The 16,660-nt window shown below is 64.8% G+C and carries 16 protein-coding genes; 8 read left to right on the forward strand and 8 right to left on the reverse strand.

The window, feature by feature from the left end; all coding sequences use genetic code 11:
- Nucleotides 1–66: 66 nt before the first annotated feature.
- Together CW360_RS10340 and hslO are read right to left on the reverse strand one after the other, a co-directional pair.
- Nucleotides 67–1,608, reverse strand: a complete 1,542-nt coding sequence (locus CW360_RS10340) for a phosphoenolpyruvate carboxykinase (RefSeq protein ID WP_093984528.1) — start codon at nucleotides 1,606–1,608, stop codon at nucleotides 67–69.
- A 171-nt stretch (nucleotides 1,609–1,779) separates the two neighbouring features.
- Complete coding sequence (hslO, locus tag CW360_RS10345) at nucleotides 1,780–2,673, reverse strand: Hsp33 family molecular chaperone HslO (RefSeq protein ID WP_101193650.1); 894 nt, start codon at nucleotides 2,671–2,673, stop codon at nucleotides 1,780–1,782.
- A gap of 95 nt (nucleotides 2,674–2,768) precedes the next feature.
- On the opposite strand from hslO, the gene CW360_RS10350 reads away from it, so the two are divergent.
- Nucleotides 2,769–3,566 carry a phosphatase PAP2 family protein gene (locus CW360_RS10350; RefSeq protein ID WP_101193651.1) on the forward strand — a complete coding sequence of 266 codons (798 nt, stop codon included), beginning with the start codon at nucleotides 2,769–2,771 and terminating at the stop codon, nucleotides 3,564–3,566.
- A 10-nt stretch (nucleotides 3,567–3,576) separates the two neighbouring features.
- On the opposite strand, the gene CW360_RS10355 is transcribed toward CW360_RS10350, so the two are convergent.
- Nucleotides 3,577–3,972, reverse strand: coding sequence for an RNA-binding S4 domain-containing protein (locus CW360_RS10355; RefSeq protein ID WP_093984525.1), 396 nt, complete (start codon nucleotides 3,970–3,972; stop codon nucleotides 3,577–3,579).
- A gap of 67 nt (nucleotides 3,973–4,039) precedes the next feature.
- Here CW360_RS10355 and rimB point away from each other — a divergent pair, with 67 nt between their 5' ends.
- Entirely contained in the window at nucleotides 4,040–4,501 is a 462-nt protein-coding gene (rimB, locus tag CW360_RS10360) for a retropepsin-like aspartic endopeptidase RimB (RefSeq protein ID WP_093984524.1), read from the forward strand.
- Nucleotides 4,498–5,403, forward strand: coding sequence for a 30S ribosomal protein S6--L-glutamate ligase (gene rimK, locus CW360_RS10365; protein WP_093984523.1), 906 nt, complete (start codon nucleotides 4,498–4,500; stop codon nucleotides 5,401–5,403). Before rimB ends, rimK begins: the two co-directional genes overlap by 4 nt.
- An 8-nt stretch (nucleotides 5,404–5,411) precedes the next feature.
- Here the strand turns inward: rimK and CW360_RS10370 are convergent, their stop codons facing one another.
- Together CW360_RS10370 and ompR are read right to left on the reverse strand one after the other, a co-directional pair.
- On the reverse strand, nucleotides 5,412–6,725 hold the full coding sequence (locus CW360_RS10370; protein ID WP_101193652.1) for an ATP-binding protein: 1,314 nt from the start codon (nucleotides 6,723–6,725) through the stop codon (nucleotides 5,412–5,414).
- A gap of 34 nt (nucleotides 6,726–6,759) precedes the next feature.
- Nucleotides 6,760–7,491, reverse strand: coding sequence for an osmolarity response regulator transcription factor OmpR (gene ompR / locus CW360_RS10375; protein WP_093984521.1), 732 nt, complete (start codon nucleotides 7,489–7,491; stop codon nucleotides 6,760–6,762).
- Between the two features lie 181 nt (nucleotides 7,492–7,672).
- On the opposite strand from ompR, the gene CW360_RS10380 reads away from it, so the two are divergent.
- The 3 genes from CW360_RS10380 (at nucleotide 7,673) to rmf (ending at nucleotide 11,998) form a co-directional block, all read left to right on the forward strand.
- Nucleotides 7,673–10,006 (forward strand): Tex family protein, encoded by a 2,334-nt coding sequence (locus CW360_RS10380; protein ID WP_101193653.1) that lies wholly within the window; start codon nucleotides 7,673–7,675, stop codon nucleotides 10,004–10,006.
- Between the two features lie 93 nt (nucleotides 10,007–10,099).
- Nucleotides 10,100–11,653 (forward strand): glutamate--cysteine ligase, encoded by a 1,554-nt coding sequence (gene gshA / locus CW360_RS10385; protein ID WP_101193654.1) that lies wholly within the window; start codon nucleotides 10,100–10,102, stop codon nucleotides 11,651–11,653.
- A 144-nt stretch (nucleotides 11,654–11,797) separates the two neighbouring features.
- On the forward strand, nucleotides 11,798–11,998 hold the full coding sequence (rmf, locus tag CW360_RS10390) for a ribosome modulation factor (protein WP_093984518.1): 201 nt from the start codon (nucleotides 11,798–11,800) through the stop codon (nucleotides 11,996–11,998).
- A 30-nt stretch (nucleotides 11,999–12,028) separates the two neighbouring features.
- On the opposite strand, the gene CW360_RS10395 is transcribed toward rmf, so the two are convergent.
- The 3 genes from CW360_RS10395 to CW360_RS10405 form a co-directional block, all read right to left on the reverse strand.
- A complete protein-coding gene (locus CW360_RS10395; RefSeq protein ID WP_101193655.1) occupies nucleotides 12,029–12,823 on the reverse strand; it encodes a thymidylate synthase in 795 nt (264 codons plus the stop codon).
- Nucleotides 12,824–12,902: 79 nt separating this feature from the next.
- Nucleotides 12,903–13,694 (reverse strand): prolipoprotein diacylglyceryl transferase, encoded by a 792-nt coding sequence (gene lgt, locus CW360_RS10400; RefSeq protein WP_101193656.1) that lies wholly within the window; start codon nucleotides 13,692–13,694, stop codon nucleotides 12,903–12,905.
- A gap of 9 nt (nucleotides 13,695–13,703) precedes the next feature.
- Nucleotides 13,704–14,486 (reverse strand): sulfite exporter TauE/SafE family protein, encoded by a 783-nt coding sequence (locus tag CW360_RS10405; protein WP_101193657.1) that lies wholly within the window; start codon nucleotides 14,484–14,486, stop codon nucleotides 13,704–13,706.
- A gap of 148 nt (nucleotides 14,487–14,634) precedes the next feature.
- On the opposite strand from CW360_RS10405, the gene CW360_RS10410 reads away from it, so the two are divergent.
- On the forward strand, nucleotides 14,635–15,384 hold the full coding sequence (locus CW360_RS10410) for an NRDE family protein (protein ID WP_101193658.1): 750 nt from the start codon (nucleotides 14,635–14,637) through the stop codon (nucleotides 15,382–15,384).
- Between the two features lie 276 nt (nucleotides 15,385–15,660).
- The gene (gene dctP, locus CW360_RS10415; RefSeq protein WP_101193659.1) at nucleotides 15,661–16,656 is read left to right on the forward strand and encodes a C4-dicarboxylate TRAP substrate-binding protein DctP; all 996 of its coding nucleotides are present in this window, start codon (nucleotides 15,661–15,663) and stop codon (nucleotides 16,654–16,656) included.
- Nucleotides 16,657–16,660 lie beyond the last annotated feature (4 nt).

The raw sequence follows: 16,660 nt of genomic DNA on the forward strand, positions 1-16,660 counted from the left end.
GCGTTGGTACGTCACGACAGGACTTAGCAGGCCGCTGAAAAACCACCCAGGTCTTTCAATAGCCTGTTAGAGCTGCGGGCCAGCGTTCTTGATGGCGGCGCTGACGTCGAACTTCTGGAAGTTGTCGATGAACAGCTTGGCCAGGGCCTTGGCGGCTTCGTCGTAGGCGTTCTGGTCAGCCCAGGTGTTGCGCGGGTTGAGCAGCACGCTGTCGACGCCCGGTACCGACTTGGGTACGTCGAGGTTGATGATCGGCAGGTGTTCGGTCTCGGCACCGATCAGTGCGCCGCTCTGAATGGCTGCAATCACCGCACGGGTAGTCGGGATGTTGAAACGCTTGCCGACGCCGTAGCCACCACCGGTCCAGCCCGTGTTGACCAGGTAGACCTTGGAGCCGAAGCCATTGATGCGCTTGATCAGCAGCTCGGCATACTCGCCGGCCGGACGCGGGAAGAAGGGCGCACCGAAGCAGGTGGAGAAGGTCGACTTGATGCCGCTGCCCGAACCCATTTCGGTGGAACCGACCAGTGCGGTGTAACCGGACAGGAAGTGGTAGGCCGCCTGCTCGTTGTTAAGGATCGACACCGGCGGCAGTACGCCGGTCAGGTCGCAGGTCAGGAAGATCACCGCGTTCGGCTCGCCACCGAGGTTCTTCTCGCTGCGCTTCTCAACGTGCTCCAGCGGGTAGGCGGCACGGCTGTTCTGGGTCAGGCTGTCATCGCTGTAGTCCGGAACACGGTTGGCGTCGAGCACCACGTTTTCCAGCACGGCGCCGAACTGGATGGCTTTCCAGATCACCGGCTCGTTCTTCTCGGACAGGTCGATGCACTTGGCATAGCAACCGCCTTCGATGTTGAACACCACGCCTTCACCCCAGCCGTGCTCGTCGTCACCGATCAGGTAACGGCTTTCGTCAGCGGACAGCGTGGTCTTGCCGGTACCGGACAGACCGAAGAACAGGGTGACATCGCCTTCTTCGCCAATGTTGGCAGCGCAGTGCATCGGCAGCACATCGGCTTCCGGCAGCAGGAAGTTCTGCACGGAGAACATGGCTTTCTTCATTTCACCGGCGTAACGCATGCCGGCCAGCAGGACTTTCTTCTGCGCAAAGTTGATGATCACGCAACCATCGGAGTTGGTGCCGTCACGCTCCGGTACGCATTCGAAGTTGGCGACGTTGAGAATCTGCCACTCGGCCTTGCCCGCCGGGTTGTACTGCTCGGGTTCAATGAACAGGCAGCGGCCAAACAAGTTTTGCCAGGCGGTCTGCGTGGTCATTTTGACCGGCAGATAGTGCGCCTCGGCGGAACCGACATGCACATGCGACACGAAGTGTTCCTGGCCAGCATTGAAGGCTTCGACGCGGGCCCACAGGGCATCGAACTTGTCAGCCGGGAACGGGCGGTTGATGTTGCCCCAGGCGATCTTCGCCTCGGTGCTCGGCTCCTGCACGATGAAACGGTCAGCCGGCGAACGGCCGGTACGATGACCGGTACGAACGACCAGCGCGCCGTTGGCGGCCAGTTCGCCCTCGCCACGCTGAATCGCTTGTTCTACCAGCTGGGCAGCGCTGATATCGGTGTACACGGCAGTGTTGGCTTGCGTCATGTGGGTCCCCGTCGGCCAGTGGCCGATCCTTCCGAACAGTGTGTAGTACGCCATGAAGCGCACTACATCGATAAAAAAGTCGCGGGAGTATGCCAGAAAGCCGCTGCTTTTGGCAGCCCGCGAAAGGCTAATGGAGCTGATAGCGCTTCGCTATAAGCCAACGGCGGCATATCAGTGGCGGGTAGGCGACGGTTCGTCGCTACCCGCTCCGGCGAACAGCTGGGCAATATCGGCGCTATCAAAGGCATAGGTGTGGTTGCAGAACTGGCAGTCGATGCTGATCTGCCCACCCTGTTCCTCGGCCAGCTGCAACGCGTCAGCCTCACCCAGGCTGACCAGCGCCCGCGCCGAACGCTCGCGCGAGCAACTGCAGCGAAACTGCAGGGCTTGCGGCTCGAACAGGCGTACCGTTTCCTGGTGATACAGGCGATGCAGCAGGGTGGCATTGTCCAGCCCGAGCAACTCCTCGGCCTGCAGGCTGTCGGCCAGCACGGTGAGGTGCTGCCAGCTGGCCGCACGCTCTTCAGGGTCAGTCTGTTGTTGCGCAGGCAGCGCCTGCAACAGTAGACCACGCGCAGTGCGCCCGTCAGCCTGCAGCCAGAAGCGGGTCGGCAATTGTTCGGAGTTGGCAAAGTAGCTGGACAGCGACTGCGCCAGCGTGTCGCCGTCCAGCTCGACGATGCCCTGGTAACGCTGACCATTACGCGGGTCGACGGTCAGTGCCAGCACGCCTTCGGGCATCAGCTCGCGCAGGCCGTCGGCGGCATCGATCTGTTCGGCATGGTAGCGGGCGATACCGCGCAATTCGCGCTCACTGGAGCACTCCACCATGAGCAGCGGCACGGCACCCGAGGAGCGCGCCTGCAGTACCAGCAAGCCATCGAACTTCAGCGTGCCGACCAGCAGCGCCGCCGCGGCCAGCAATTCGCCCAGCAGTTGGGCTACCGGTTGCGGATAGGGATGTTTGGCCAGCACATGGGCATAACTGTCGCGCAGCGACACCAACTCGCCACGGGCATCGAACTCGTCAAAAAGGAAACGCTGAGTGAAATCGCTATCGCTCATACAGGCCCGGCTATCGAGAAGAACATGACAAATGCATGACAGCTGGCTATAAGGCGCGCCAGGCATTCATGCACTCAAGGGAAGTGAGCGATTCTATGGACAATACCTCGCGCATCCAAGCCCGCTGGCGATGGCCGGCATTTCTCGTACTGCACCTGCTCGCCCTGCTGCTCATGACCAGCTGGCTGGCTCCGGCCAGCAGGCCGCTGTGGCAGGCCGCCAACGAGGCGCTGTTCTACAGCCTCAACGGCAGCCTCGGCCACTGGCCGCTATGGGACTGGCTGTGGGCCCTGAGCAGCCTGCGCGTGTTCGACATTCTGGTCGGCGCCCTCATGCTGAGCATGCTGATCCACAGTGGCTGGACCTTCCGCGCCGGGGAAACCCGCAGCGCGCTGCTGCACTTTCTCGCGCTGCTGGCACTGCTGCTGGTTGGCCGGGTACTGTTCAACAAGCTGATCGGCTATTTCGACTGGCAGCACGCCAGCCCGTCCGTCGTGCTCGCCGGCGCCTATCACCTGAGCGAGCAGTTCCCACTGCTGGAGCGGGTCTTTGAACTCAAGGACCGTTCCAGTCGCAGCTTCCCGGGTGACCACGCCTCGGTACTGCTGCTCTGGGGCCTGTTCATGGCCTGCTTCAGCCGCGGCTGGAAGCTGTTCGCCGGCCAGTTGCTGGTCGTGCTGTGCATGCTGCCGCGCCTGGTCGCCGGTGCCCACTGGCTGGTAGATGTAGCCGTCGGCGGCCTGCTCCTGGCCCTGCTGGCCTTTGCCTGGGGCTACTGCACACCACTGGCCGGACGCATGGCCGCCGGCCTGGAAGCGCTATACCAACCCCTGCTGCCGCTGCTTACCCGACTGCCCCTGGTGGGCCAGTGGGCGGTTCTGCAGCGCCACTGACAAGACAGGCTCAGTCGTGGCTGGCGTGAAATTGCGTCAGCTCACGGCGCTGCTTCTTGTTCGGTCGCCCATCGCTCTGCAGCCCCAGCGCGCCAGCCTTGCGCAGCGCTGCGGCCTGCTCGCGACGCGCCAGGCTCTCGGCGGTTTCGGCGTACAGCAACTGCGCCTCGGCTGCGCCACGACGCACGTCACTGAGCGCCAGCACGCGCACGCTGCGCTCGTCGAAGCCGCTACGGATCAGGTACTCGTCGCCAATCCGCGGTTCCTTGCCCGGCTTGCAGCGCTCGCCACGACAATGCACCTTGCCCCCGTCGATGGCCGCCTTGGCCAGGGCGCGGGTCTTGAAGAAACGCGCCGCCCACAGCCATTTGTCGAGCCGCACGCGCTGTTCACCCTGTTCGCTCATTGGCATGCCCCTCCGTGCCCCGCTAACCTGCGCATCATACGCGGTCATCCGTGCTGATTGAGCCACCATGAAATCCATAGACCCTGCCAATATCGTCGGCCTACGCGAGTGGGTGGATCTGCCCCAGCTAGGCATCATCGGCCTGCGCGCCAAAATCGATACCGGCGCCAGCACCTCCAGCCTGCACGCCAGCGATATCCAGCCCTTCGAGCGCGACGGCCAGCCCTGGGTACGCTTCACCGCCTACCTGGGTACTCAGGTGCAGCGTCGCCATCGCTGCGAGGCACCGCTGGTTTCGCTGAAGACCATCAAGAGCTCCAACGGCCACAGTCAATCACGCTATGTGATCAGCACCCGCCTGACCCTCGGCCGGCATAGCTGGCCCATCGAGCTGACTCTGGCCTGCCGCAAGACCATGCGCTACCGCATGCTGCTGGGCTGCAAGGCGCTGGTGGATGGCCGGTTGCTGGTCGACCCGGCGCGCAGCTATGTGCAGGACAAGCCATTGCTGGCCCTGGGGGACGCATGAAGATCGCCATTCTCTCGCGTAACCCGCGCCTGTATTCGACCCGCCGCCTGGTCGAAGCCGGCCAGCAACGCGGCCATGAAATCCTGGTTATCGATACCCTGCGCGCCTACATGAACATTGCCAGCCACAAGCCGCAGATCCACTACCGCGGCCAGGCCCTGGAGGGCTTCGACGCGGTGATTCCGCGCATCGGCGCGTCGGTGACCTTCTACGGCTGCGCGGTGCTGCGCCAGTTCGAGATGATGGGCGTATTCCCGCTCAACGAGTCGGTCGCCATCAGCCGCTCACGCGACAAACTGCGCTCCCTGCAGCTGCTCTCGCGCAAGGGGCTGGGCCTGCCGGTGACCGGCTTTGCCCACTCGCCGGACGACATTCCCGACCTGATCCAGATGGTCGGTGGTGCGCCGCTGGTCATCAAGGTGCTGGAAGGCACCCAGGGCATCGGCGTGGTACTGGCGGAAACCCACAAGGCCGCCGAGTCGGTGATCGAGGCATTCATGGGCCTCAAGCAGGACATCATGGTGCAGGAGTACATCCGTGAAGCCGGCGGCGCGGATATCCGCTGTTTCGTGGTCGGCGACAAGGTCATCGCCGCCATGAAGCGCCAGGCCAAACCCGGTGAGTTCCGCTCCAACCTGCACCGTGGCGGCAGTGCCAGCCTGGTCAAGATCACCCCGCAGGAGCGCTCCACGGCCATCCGTGCGGCCAAGGTAATGGGCCTGAGCGTCGCCGGGGTAGACATTCTGCGCTCGCAACGCGGCCCCCTGGTGATGGAGGTGAATTCCTCACCTGGCCTGGAAGGTATCGAAACCACCACGGGCAAGGACGTCGCCGGACTGATCATCGAACACCTGGAGAAGCATGCCGGACCGGGGCTGACGCGCACCCGCGGCAAGGGCTGAGCCGCGCCTCAGCTGGCGTCGCGCGGCAACAGCAGGCCCAGGGGCAAACAGACCCGCGCTTCCAGCCCGCCACCTTCACGGTTGCGCAAGTCGACGCTGCCGCCATGTAGCGCAGCGATACGCCGGACAATCGCCAGGCCCAGCCCGGTACCTCGCCCGCCTCGCGCCCGATCACCACGAATGAACGGATTGAAGATCGATGCCAGCTCCGCCGGGTCGATGCCCTGGCCACGGTCCAGCACGCTGAGCACCAGGTAAGGCGCCGTCTCTTCGCCACCCAGCGAGGCGGCCACTTCCACCGCATCGCCACCGTAGCGCAGGGCATTCTCGATCAGGTTGGTCAGCAGGCGCTTGATCGATACCCGGCGCAGGCTGACTTCCGGCAACACCTGCAGGCACAGGCGCACCCGTTCGCCATGCTGGTTGTAGGGAGCCACCACCTCGCGGATCAGCGCCGCCAGGTCGAGGCGCTCCAGCGGCTCGTCACGCCCGTCGCGGATGAAGGCGATGAACTGGTCGAGGATGGCGTCCATGTCCTCGACATCACGGATCATTTCCTCGGTCAGCTCGGCATCACTGCTCATCAGCTCCAGCGACAGGCGCAGGCGGGTCAGCGGTGTGCGCAGGTCATGGGACACACCGGCGAGCATCAGTTCGCGCTCGCGGGCCGCCTGTTCCAGTTCATCCGCCATCTGGTTGAAGGAGCGATAGACCTCGGTCATTTCACTCGGCGTATCGCTGACCGGCAAGCGCACACTGCGTCCCTGGCCGAGGTAGCGAGTGGCCAGCACCAGGCGTTTCAACGGGGCATTCAACTGCCGCACGAAAATCCACGCCGCGGCCGTGGACAGCAGGCCGATGGCCAGGAACCAGCCCAGCACGTCCCAGATTTTCTGGCCGCGCAACGGGTGCGGATAAAGCGGCACCTGGATCCAGTCCGGGCCGAAATCCGGCGCCAGCACCCACAACGATGGCGGGCTCTGCACACGCACACGGACTTCGGTGTTCTCGCCCAGCTCGGATTTCATCTGACGCAGGAAAATCTCGCTGTACGGCCAGTGCTGCTCACTGGCCGGCACCTGCTCGGCAGGCACCTGACGCAAGGTCGCCGCATGGGCGATCTGCTCGCGATCTTCCGGGTCGGCGGCCCAGTAGGCACGCAGGGTCAGCGCCGCACCGTGGCTGTACTGGCGATCAACCAGCACATCCTCGTTCATCATCAGGTAGACCAGGGTCAGCGCCTTGGAAAACAGCACCACCACCAGCACCAGCCAGAGCGTGCGGGCAAAAAAGCTTTGCGGGAACCAGGCCGGTGCGTTCATCCGCGACACGCCCGGTGGCCAGCCTCATGGCGGATCATTTGTTGCCATCCGGCACGAAGACATAGCCCACACCCCACACCGTCTGGATATAGCGCGGCTTCGAGGGGTCCGGCTCGATCAGCCGGCGCAGGCGGGAAATCTGCACGTCGATGGAGCGTTCCAGCGCATCCCACTCACGACCACGCGCCAGGCTCATCAGCTTGTCGCGGGTCAGCGGTTCGCGGGCATGCTGCACAAGGGCCTTGAGCACGGCGAACTCACCGGTGGTGAGCATGTGCACCTGATCGCCGCGGGTCAGCTCGCGGGTACCCAGCGACAGGCGATAATCGCCAAAGCTGACCACCTCATCGTCGCTGGCCGGCGCACCCGGCACTACCGGTGCCTGGCGGCGCAGCACCGCCTTGATGCGCGCCAGCAGCTCACGCGGGTTGAACGGCTTGCCCAGGTAATCGTCAGCACCCTGCTCCAACCCCTGGATACGGCTGCTTTCGTCACCCTTGGCGGTAAGCATGATGATCGGCATCTGGTTGCCGGCTTCGCGCAGGCGCCGGCAGGCAGAGAGGCCATCCTCGCCTGGCAGCATCAGGTCGAGAACCAGCAGGTTGAACAGCTCGCGGGCCAGCAGGCGGTCCATCTGCTCGACATTCTCCACGGTACGCACGCGATAGCCCTGTTCGCTGAGAAAACGCTCCAGCAGACGGCGCAGGCCGGGGTCATCGTCAACCAAAAGGATCTTCTCGCCTTCGTTCGGCACGGCAGTGGTCATTGCAGCTCTCCCAGACAGGTGTGCGCATTATGGCGCAGCCACGCCGCAACCGGCGTGTCGGGCATTGTTAGCAGATTTTGCGCCTGCCGGCGCCTGCCTCTTGGCCTGCCCGGCTTTGCTCTTATAATCCCCGCCTTTGCCCAGGCCACGGCCTGCCTGCCCCACCGACTCAGGTAGTTTCATGCACAGCATCAATCAACGGATTGCCGAAGAACTGGGCGTACGCCCGCAACAGGTCGCCGCCGCCGTAAGCCTGCTCGATGAAGGCTCCACCGTGCCGTTCATCGCCCGCTACCGCAAGGAAGTCACCGGCAGCCTGGACGATACCCAGCTGCGCCACCTGGAAGAACGCCTGCGCTACCTGCGCGAACTGGACGAGCGCCGCGCCAGCATCCTCGCCAGCATCGAGGAACAGGGCAAACTGACCGCCGAACTGGCCCGCGAAATCAACCTGGCCGATACCAAGACGCGCCTGGAAGACCTCTATCTGCCGTACAAGCAGAAACGCCGCACCAAGGGACAGATCGCCCTGGAAGCGGGTATTGGCGAACTGGCCGATGCCCTGTTCGCCGATCCGACGCTGAACCCGCAGGAGCAGGCCGAGCGTTTCGTTGACGCGGAAAAAGGCTTCGCCGATGTGAAGGCCGTGCTCGACGGCGCCAAGTACATCCTCATGGAGCGCTTCGCCGAAGACGCCAGCCTGCTCGAACGCCTGCGCAGCTTCCTGAAGAGCGAGGCCAGCCTGAGCGCCCGCGTGGTGCCCGGCAAGGAAAGCGAAGGCGCCAAGTTCAGCGACTACTTCGCGCATGACGAAGCCCTGCACAGCGTGCCCTCGCACCGCGCCCTGGCGATCTTCCGCGGACGCAACGAAGGTATCCTCAGCGCCAGCCTGACCGTGGGCGAGGAGCAACCAGGCAGCCTGCACCCCTGCGAGCTGATGATCAGCGAGCGCTTCGCCATCAGCAACCAGGGTCACGCCGCCGACAAATGGCTGGCCGAAGTGGTGCGCTGGACCTGGAAGGTCAAGCTGTACAGCCACCTGGAAACCGATCTGTTCGGCGAGCTGCGCGAAAAGGCGGAAAGCGAGGCGATCAGCGTATTCGCGCGCAACCTGCACGACCTGCTGCTGGCCGCCCCGGCCGGCGCCAAGGTGACCCTGGCGCTCGACCCGGGCCTGCGTACCGGCTGCAAGGTCGCGGTGGTGGATGCCACCGGCAAGCTGCTGGATACCGCCACCGTCTACCCGCACGCGCCGCGCGATGACTGGAACGGCACCCTGGCGACGCTGGGCAAGCTGTGCGCCAAGCACCGCGTCGAGCTGATCGCCATCGGCAACGGCACGGCCAGCCGCGAGACCGACAAGCTGGCCGGTGAGCTGGTCAAGCTGCTGCCGGAACTGCGCATGACCAAGATCATGGTCAGCGAGGCCGGCGCCTCGGTGTACTCGGCCTCCGAACTGGCTGCGCGCGAATTCCCCGAGCTGGATGTCTCGCTGCGTGGCGCGGTATCCATCGCCCGCCGCCTGCAGGACCCGCTGGCCGAACTGGTGAAAATCGAGCCGAAATCCATCGGAGTCGGCCAGTACCAGCACGATGTCTCGCAGTTGCAGCTGGCACGCTCGCTGGACGCGGTGGTCGAGGACTGCGTGAACGCCGTTGGCGTCGACCTGAACACCGCCTCGGCCGCCCTGCTGGCACGCATTTCCGGACTCAACACGACCCTGGCCAGCAATATCGTCAGCTTCCGCGATGCCCACGGCGCGTTCCGCAGCCGTGCCGAGCTGAAGAAAGTGCCGCGCCTGGGCGAGAAGACCTTCGAGCAGGCCGCCGGCTTCCTGCGCGTCATGAATGGCGACAACCCGCTGGACGCCTCCGCGGTGCACCCGGAAACCTACCCGCTGGTGCAGCGCATCGCCCAGGATACCGGGCGCGATATCCGCACACTGATCGGCGACTCCAGCTTCCTGCGTCAGCTGGACCCGGCACGTTTCACCGACGAACGCTTCGGCCTGCCGACCGTCACAGACATCCTCAAGGAACTGGACAAGCCCGGCCGCGACCCGCGCCCGGAGTTCAAGACCGCCGCTTTCCAGGACGGCGTGGAGAGCCTCAAGGACCTGCAACCGGGGATGATCCTCGAAGGTGTGGTAACCAACGTCACCAACTTCGGCGCCTTCGTCGACATTGGCGTCCATCAGGACGGCCTGGTGCACATCAGCGCGCTGTCGGAAAAGTTCGTCAAGGACCCCTACGAGGTGGTGAAAGCCGGCGATATCGTCAAGGTCAAGGTCATGGAAGTGGACATCCCGCGCAACCGCGTCGGCCTGTCCATGCGCATGAGCGACACCCCGGGCGAGAAAGTCGATGGCCCCGCCCGTGGCCAGGGCCGTGGCGGCCAGCCGCGCGGCGGCAACACGCCACGCAGCGAGCGTCACAGTAGCCAGGACAAGCCGGCCCCGGCCAACGGCGCCATGGCCAACCTGTTCGCCAATGCCCGCAGCCTGAAGAAGAAGTAAGCGCCCGGCAGGCGGGGCGGCATGCCCCGCCCCCTTGCAGAGTGTGCCGAGCGCCCCCATATTGGCGCGATACCCGTGTAAGGAATCCCGCCGTTGAGCACTCTACTTTCCCGCCGCCTGGCGCTTCTCGGCCAGGGCGATCACCTGTCGCTGCTCACCCAGTGCCTGCACGGCATCGAACGTGAAGGTCTGCGCGTCGACGCACAGGGACAACTGGCGCAAACCGCGCACCCGCGTGCGCTAGGCTCGGCGCTGACCCACGCGCAAATCACTACCGACTACTCGGAAGCGCTGCTGGAGTTCATCACTGCCACGCACCGCGACGTTGCGCATACCCTCGACGAACTGCGCGACATCCATGCCTTCACCGCCAGCCAGCTGCACGACGAGTTGCTGTGGAGCCCGTCGATGCCCGGCCTGCTGCCCGACGAGGCACAGATCCCCATTGCCCGCTACGGCCAGTCCAACCAGGGCCGCCTCAAGTACGTCTACCGCCAGGGCCTGGCCGTGCGCTACGGCAAGACCATGCAGTGCATCGCCGGCATTCACTACAACTTCAGCCTGCCGCCGGCGCTCTGGGCGCTGCTCTATGGCGAGCAGGAAGCGGCAGCCGGCTCCCTGGGCTATATCGCCCTGATCCGCAATTTCCGCCGCTACAGCTGGCTGCTCATGTACCTGTTCGGCGCCTCACCGGCGCTGGACAAGAGCTTCCTGCGCGGCGCTGCAAACGACCTGCAAAGCCTCGACGCGGATACCGCCTACCTGCCCTGGGCGACCAGCCTGCGCATGAGCGACCTGGGCTACCAGAACAATGCCCAGTCCAGCCTGACGCCCTGCTACAACAGCCTGGACAGCTACATTGCCAGCCTGCGCCAGGCCGTCTCGACGCCCTACCCGCCCTACGAGGCCATCGGCACGCAGCGTGACGGCGAGTGGCTGCAGCTCAACACCAACCTGTTGCAGATCGAAAACGAGTACTACTCGAGCATTCGCCCGAAACGCGTCACCCTGCCCGGCGAACGCCCACTGCAGGCACTGGCCGCACGCGGCGTGCAGTATGTGGAAGTGCGCTGCCTGGACATCAATCCCTACCTGCCGCTGGGCATCGACCTGGCCCAGGCGCATTTCCTCGATGCCTTCCTGCTCTATTGCAGCCTGAGCGACAGCCCGGCGCTGACCGGCAACGAGTGCCCGGCCTGCCAGGACAACTTCCAGCGCGTGGTCAAACAGGGCCGCCAGCCCGGCCTGCAACTGCAGCGCCAAGGCCAGGCCATCGACTTGCGCAGCTGGGCTGGCGAACTGCTCGACGGCATCGCCGAGTGTGCCGCCCTGCTCGACCAGGCACATGGCGATGACCGACATACCCGCGCCCTGGCCAGCCAGCGCGACAAGCTCGCCGATGTCAGCCTGACGCCCTCGGCACGCCTGCTTGATGATCTGCGCAACAGCGGCCAGAGCTTCCGCGAGCTGGCCCTGCAACTGAGCCGCCAGCACAGGCAGGCACTGCGCGAGAACGCCCTGCCCGCTGACGCGCAGGCACGTTTCACGGCCCTGGCCGAGCAGTCGCTGGCCGACCAGGCCGCGCTGGAAGCCCAGCCGCAGGAGGATTTCGCCGCCTACGTCGCGGCGTTTCAGGCCAGCCTGTAGCCAGGCTGGCTGACCGATCATTCAACATTGTGCGACAGCGCACAGATCTGACCAGCTGCCGGTGTACGCAGACGACCGGCCAGGCCCGCACGCCAGACAGCCGCTAGGATGGTCGCAGATCGATTCCCTCATCGGGTGGCTGTCATGGACGCTGCGGATGCCGAACAACACTGGAGTCTGGAAAGCCTCAACAAGGCCTACCAGCAAGGCTACATGGCCGGCATGACCGGCCAGCCACTAACCCGCCAGCCCTACCAGGCGGCCATTCCCGCCGCGGCCTGGGAGGCCGGCTGGGATGACGGCCAGGCCCTGCAGCAGCGCACGTCACACCGCCACAGCGCCTAGCCCGGGCACGCCCCGAGCAACCGCCGACGCTTATACCGCCACAGGCGCCTTGATGTGCGGGTGCGCCTGATAGCCAAGCAACTCGAAATCATCAAAACGGAAAGCGAACAGGTCCTTCACCTGCGGATTGAGCTGCATGGTCGGCAGCGGCAGCGGCTCGCGGCCTAGCTGCAGGTCGGTCTGTTCCAGGTGGTTGGCGTAGAGGTGACAGTCACCGCCGGTCCAGATGAACTCACCCGGCTGCAGGTCGCAGACCTGCGCCACCATCAGGGTCAGCAGCGCATAGCTGGCGATGTTGAAGGGCACACCGAGGAAGATGTCCGCTGAGCGCTGGTACAGCTGGCAGCTCAGCTTGCCGTCCGCCACATAGAACTGGAACAACGCATGGCAGGGCGGCAGCGCCATCTGCTCGACCAATGCGGGGTTCCAGGCGGAAACGATCAGCCGGCGCGAATCGGGATTGGCTTTGATCATCTCGATCAGCTTGCTGATCTGGTCGATCGACTCGCCATTCGGCGCCGGCCAGCTGCGCCACTGGTAGCCATAGACCGGCCCCAGTTCGCCGTTCTGGTCGGCCCATTCGTCCCAGATACTCACGCCGTTTTCCTTCAGGTAGCGGATGTTGGTCTCGCCCTTGAGGAACCACAACAGCTCGTGAATGATCGACTTGAGGTGGCACTTCTTGGTGGTCACCAGAGGAAAGCCCTCGGCCAGGTCGAAGCGCATCTGGTAGCCAAACACCGAATAGGTGCCGGTGCCGGTGCGGTCTTCCTTGAAGGTGCCGTGCTCGCGCACGTGGCGCATCAGGTCGAGGTACTGTTTCATCTCAGCTCCGCGGGACAGGTCGCGGGTGCCTGCTCAGGCGCCCGGGCAAAGTAGCCAGTGTATCCAAATCAGCCGGGCTTCAGGCAGCCGCCTGGCGGCGATACGCCAAGACCATCAGCAGCACACCAACGGCAATCATCGGCAGGCTGAGCAACTGCCCCATGGTCAGCCAGCCAAACGCCAGGTAGCCCAGCTGGGCATCCGGCACGCGTACGAACTCGACGAGGATACGGAAGCTGCCATAGCAGATGGCGAACAGCCCGGACACCGCCATGGTCGGGCGCGGCTTGCGGGTATACAGCCAGAGGATGACGAACAGCACCAGGCCTTCCAGGGCGAACTGGTAAAGCTGCGAGGGATGACGCGGCAGCTGCTGCGGGTCGGTGGGAAACACCATGGCCCAGGGCAGGTCGCTGGCCTTGCCCCACAACTCGGCATTGATGAAGTTGCCGATACGCCCGGCACCCAGGCCGATCGGCACCAGCGGGGCGATAAAATCCATCAGCTCGAAGAAGGTCTTGCCCTGCCGACGGGCAAACCAGGCGGTGGCCAGCAACACGCCGATGAAGCCGCCGTGGAAGGACATGCCGCCCTTCCATACCTGAAGGATCAGCGCCGGGTTGGCCAGGTAGCTGGACAGATCATAGAACAGCACGTAACCCAGTCGCCCGCCGAGGATCACCCCCATGGCCACCCAGAACACCAGATCCGACAGCGTGTCACGCGTCCAGCGCGGGTCGAAGGCCGCCAGGCGGCGCGCGGCCAGCCACCAGGCGCCGCCAATGCCGATCAGGTACATCAGGCCGTACCAGTGGATTTGTACAAAGCCCAGGTCAAGGGCTACCGGGTTGATCGCAGGATAAGCCAGCATGGTCGAGCCTCAGAGCAGAAAGCTGCTGCCAACACAAAACAGCAGCAGGGCGAACAGGCGCTTGAGCAGGCGCGGCGACAGGCGATGGGCCAGACGCGCCCCCAAGCGGGCGAAATACATCGAGGTCAGGGCAATGCCGAGCAGCGCCGGCAGGTAGACAAAGCCCAGGCTCCACGCCGGCAGCGCCGGGCGCTCCCAACCGATCAGCATGAAGCTCAGCGCACCGGCCAGGGCTATCGGCAACCCGCAAGCTGCCGAGGTCGCTACGGCCTGCTGCATCACCACACTGCGCCAGGTCAGGAACGGCACGGTCAGCGAACCGCCACCGATACCAAAGATCGCCGAGGCCCAGCCGATGACGCCACCGGCAGCCGTCAACCCCAGCCGCCCGGGCACGGCGCGACTGGCCCGCGGCTTGAGATCCAGGGCCATCTGGATGGCGATCAGAATGGCAAAGCTGCCGATGACTTTCTGCAACAGGGGGCCCTGCAGGGAAGCGGCCGTCAGGCTGCCCAGGCCGGTGCCAAGGAGGATACCCAGCGCCATCCAGGCAAAGATCGGCCAGCGCACCGCGCCCTTGCGCTGGTGCTCGAGCACCGAGTTGATCGAGGTGAAGATGATGGTGGCCAGCGAGGTGCCCACGGCCAGGTGGGTCAGTACCTCGGGGGCAAAGCCCTGGGCAGTGAAACTGAACACCAGCACCGGCACGATGATCAACCCGCCACCGACACCGAACAGCCCGGCCAGCACGCCGGCGGCAGCCCCCAGCAGCATGTAGAGCAGAAATTCCATGACACCCCCGTACGCGAAGCGGCATGGTAACTGCTCGGCGGGCCGAGCTAAAGCTCGCTGCTCGGTCTGTGAATGGACAAGCTGCCCGGCCATCGCCTACTGTCGGCCATCAGCCGCGCCACCCGGCGCACTCGCCCGGAGCTCTACCATGTGCCTGCTGGCCTTTGCCTGGCGACCCGGCCATCCCCAGCCCCTGCTGGTGCTGGCCAATCGCGACGAATTCTATGCCCGCCCCAGCCAGGCGCTGAGCGAATGGCCGGACAGCCCCGGGCTGTTCGCCGGCCGCGATCTGCAAGCCGGCGGCACCTGGCTGGGCGTTGACCGACGGGGACGCTTCGCGGCGCTGACCAACATCCGCGACCCGCGCCAGCCACCCGGCCAGCACTCGCGCGGCGCGCTGCCACGCGACTTCCTGCAGGGCGAGCTGTCGATCACCGACTACCTGGCGCGCCTGCAGGCGCAACTGCCACGCTATGCCGGCTTCAACCTGCTGCTCGGCGACGGCCAGCAGCTTTGCCACCTCAACGCCCGTAGCGGCCAGGCGCGCGTCCTGGCACCCGGCCTGTACGCTCTGAGCAATGCCGACCTGGACAGCCCCTGGCCCAAGTTGCTGCGCCTGCGCCAGGGCCTGGCGGAGCACCTCGACGCCGATGACGAGCGCCTGCTGGAGCTGCTCGCCGACCGCCAGCCGGCCACGGACGCCGAACTGCCGGATACCGGCATCGGCCAGGCCAGCGAGCGTCTACTGTCGAGCATCTTCATCCACAGCGCACACTACGGCACACGCGCCAGCACCCTGCTGCGCCAGTTTGCCGATGGTCGCCAGCAACTGCGCGAGCGACGCTTTGGCCCACTGGGTCAGGCGCTGGGCGAAACGCGTCTGCACCTGCCTGGTTAGCCCCACCCAGCGCGCTGGCGGATTTCCGCCAACCCACCCGGAGCAACTGGCGAAGATTCGCCAAGCGCTCACGCCAGCACCCCGTCATGGCTCATGCAGAAAAGCCAATTTCCCGCACTTTAGCTGCAAATAGTCGCTTTTTATCTGCAAATAACTACCCGCCAACCTACTGGCACAGCCCTTGCTCTTGCTCTGCTGCCGCACCGTTGCACAGGGTCGGCACCGCCCCAGCCGCTGCGACCTGCCGGCACAATCACAACAAGAGGAAGCTCTCGCATGTTCAAGTTCTCTGCCAAGGCGCTGCTCTGCGCCCTGTCCCTCGGTGTTGCCGGCCTCGGCCAGGCCGCCGAATCCGCCCCCATCGTCATCAAGTTCTCCCACGTCGTCGCCGAACACACACCCAAGGGCCAGGGTGCCCTGCTGTTCAAGCAACTGGCCGAAGAGCGCCTGGGCGACAAGGTACGCGTCGAGGTCTACCCAAACTCCTCGCTGTTCGGTGATGGCAAGGAAATGGAGGCGCTGCTGCTCGGCGACGTACAGCTGATCGCCCCATCGCTGGCCAAATTCGAGCATTACACCAAGCAGATCCAGATCTTCGACCTGCCGTTCCTGTTCGACGACATGGCGGCCGTCGACCGCTTCCAGAAGAGCCCCGCCGGGCAAAGCCTGCTGACCTCGATGAAGGATAAGAACATCACCGGCCTGGCCTACTGGCATAACGGTCTCAAGCAGCTGTCGGCCAACAAGCCGCTGCGTGAGCCCAAGGACGCGCGCGGCCTGAAGTTCCGCGTGCAGGCCTCGGCCGTGCTCGAAGAGCAGTTCAAGGCGGTGCGCGCCAACCCGCGCAAGATGAGCTTCGCCGAGGTCTACCAGGGCCTGCAGACTGGCGTGGTCAACGGTGCCGAGAACCCCTACTCGAATATCTACAGCCAGAAGATGCACGAAGTGCAGAAGTACATCACCGAGTCCAACCACGGCCTGCTCGATTACATGGTGATTGCCAACAGTACCTTCTGGGACGGCCTGCCGGAGGACGTGCGTAACGAGCTGAAGCAGATCATGGCCGAGGTGACTGTCGAGGTGAACCGCCAGGCCGACGCACTCAACGAAGGTGACAAGCAGCGCATCCTCACCGCCGGCAACACCGAAATCATCACCCTCAGCGCCGAGCAGCGCGCGCAATGGCGCAACGCCATGCAGCCGGTGTGGAAGAAATTCGAGGGCGAGATCGGTGCCGAGCTGATCAAGGCGGCGCAGGACGCCAACCAGTAACACG

The organism is Pseudomonas fluvialis (genome assembly GCF_002835605.1).
Lineage (GTDB): Bacteria > Pseudomonadota > Gammaproteobacteria > Pseudomonadales > Pseudomonadaceae > Aquipseudomonas > Aquipseudomonas fluvialis.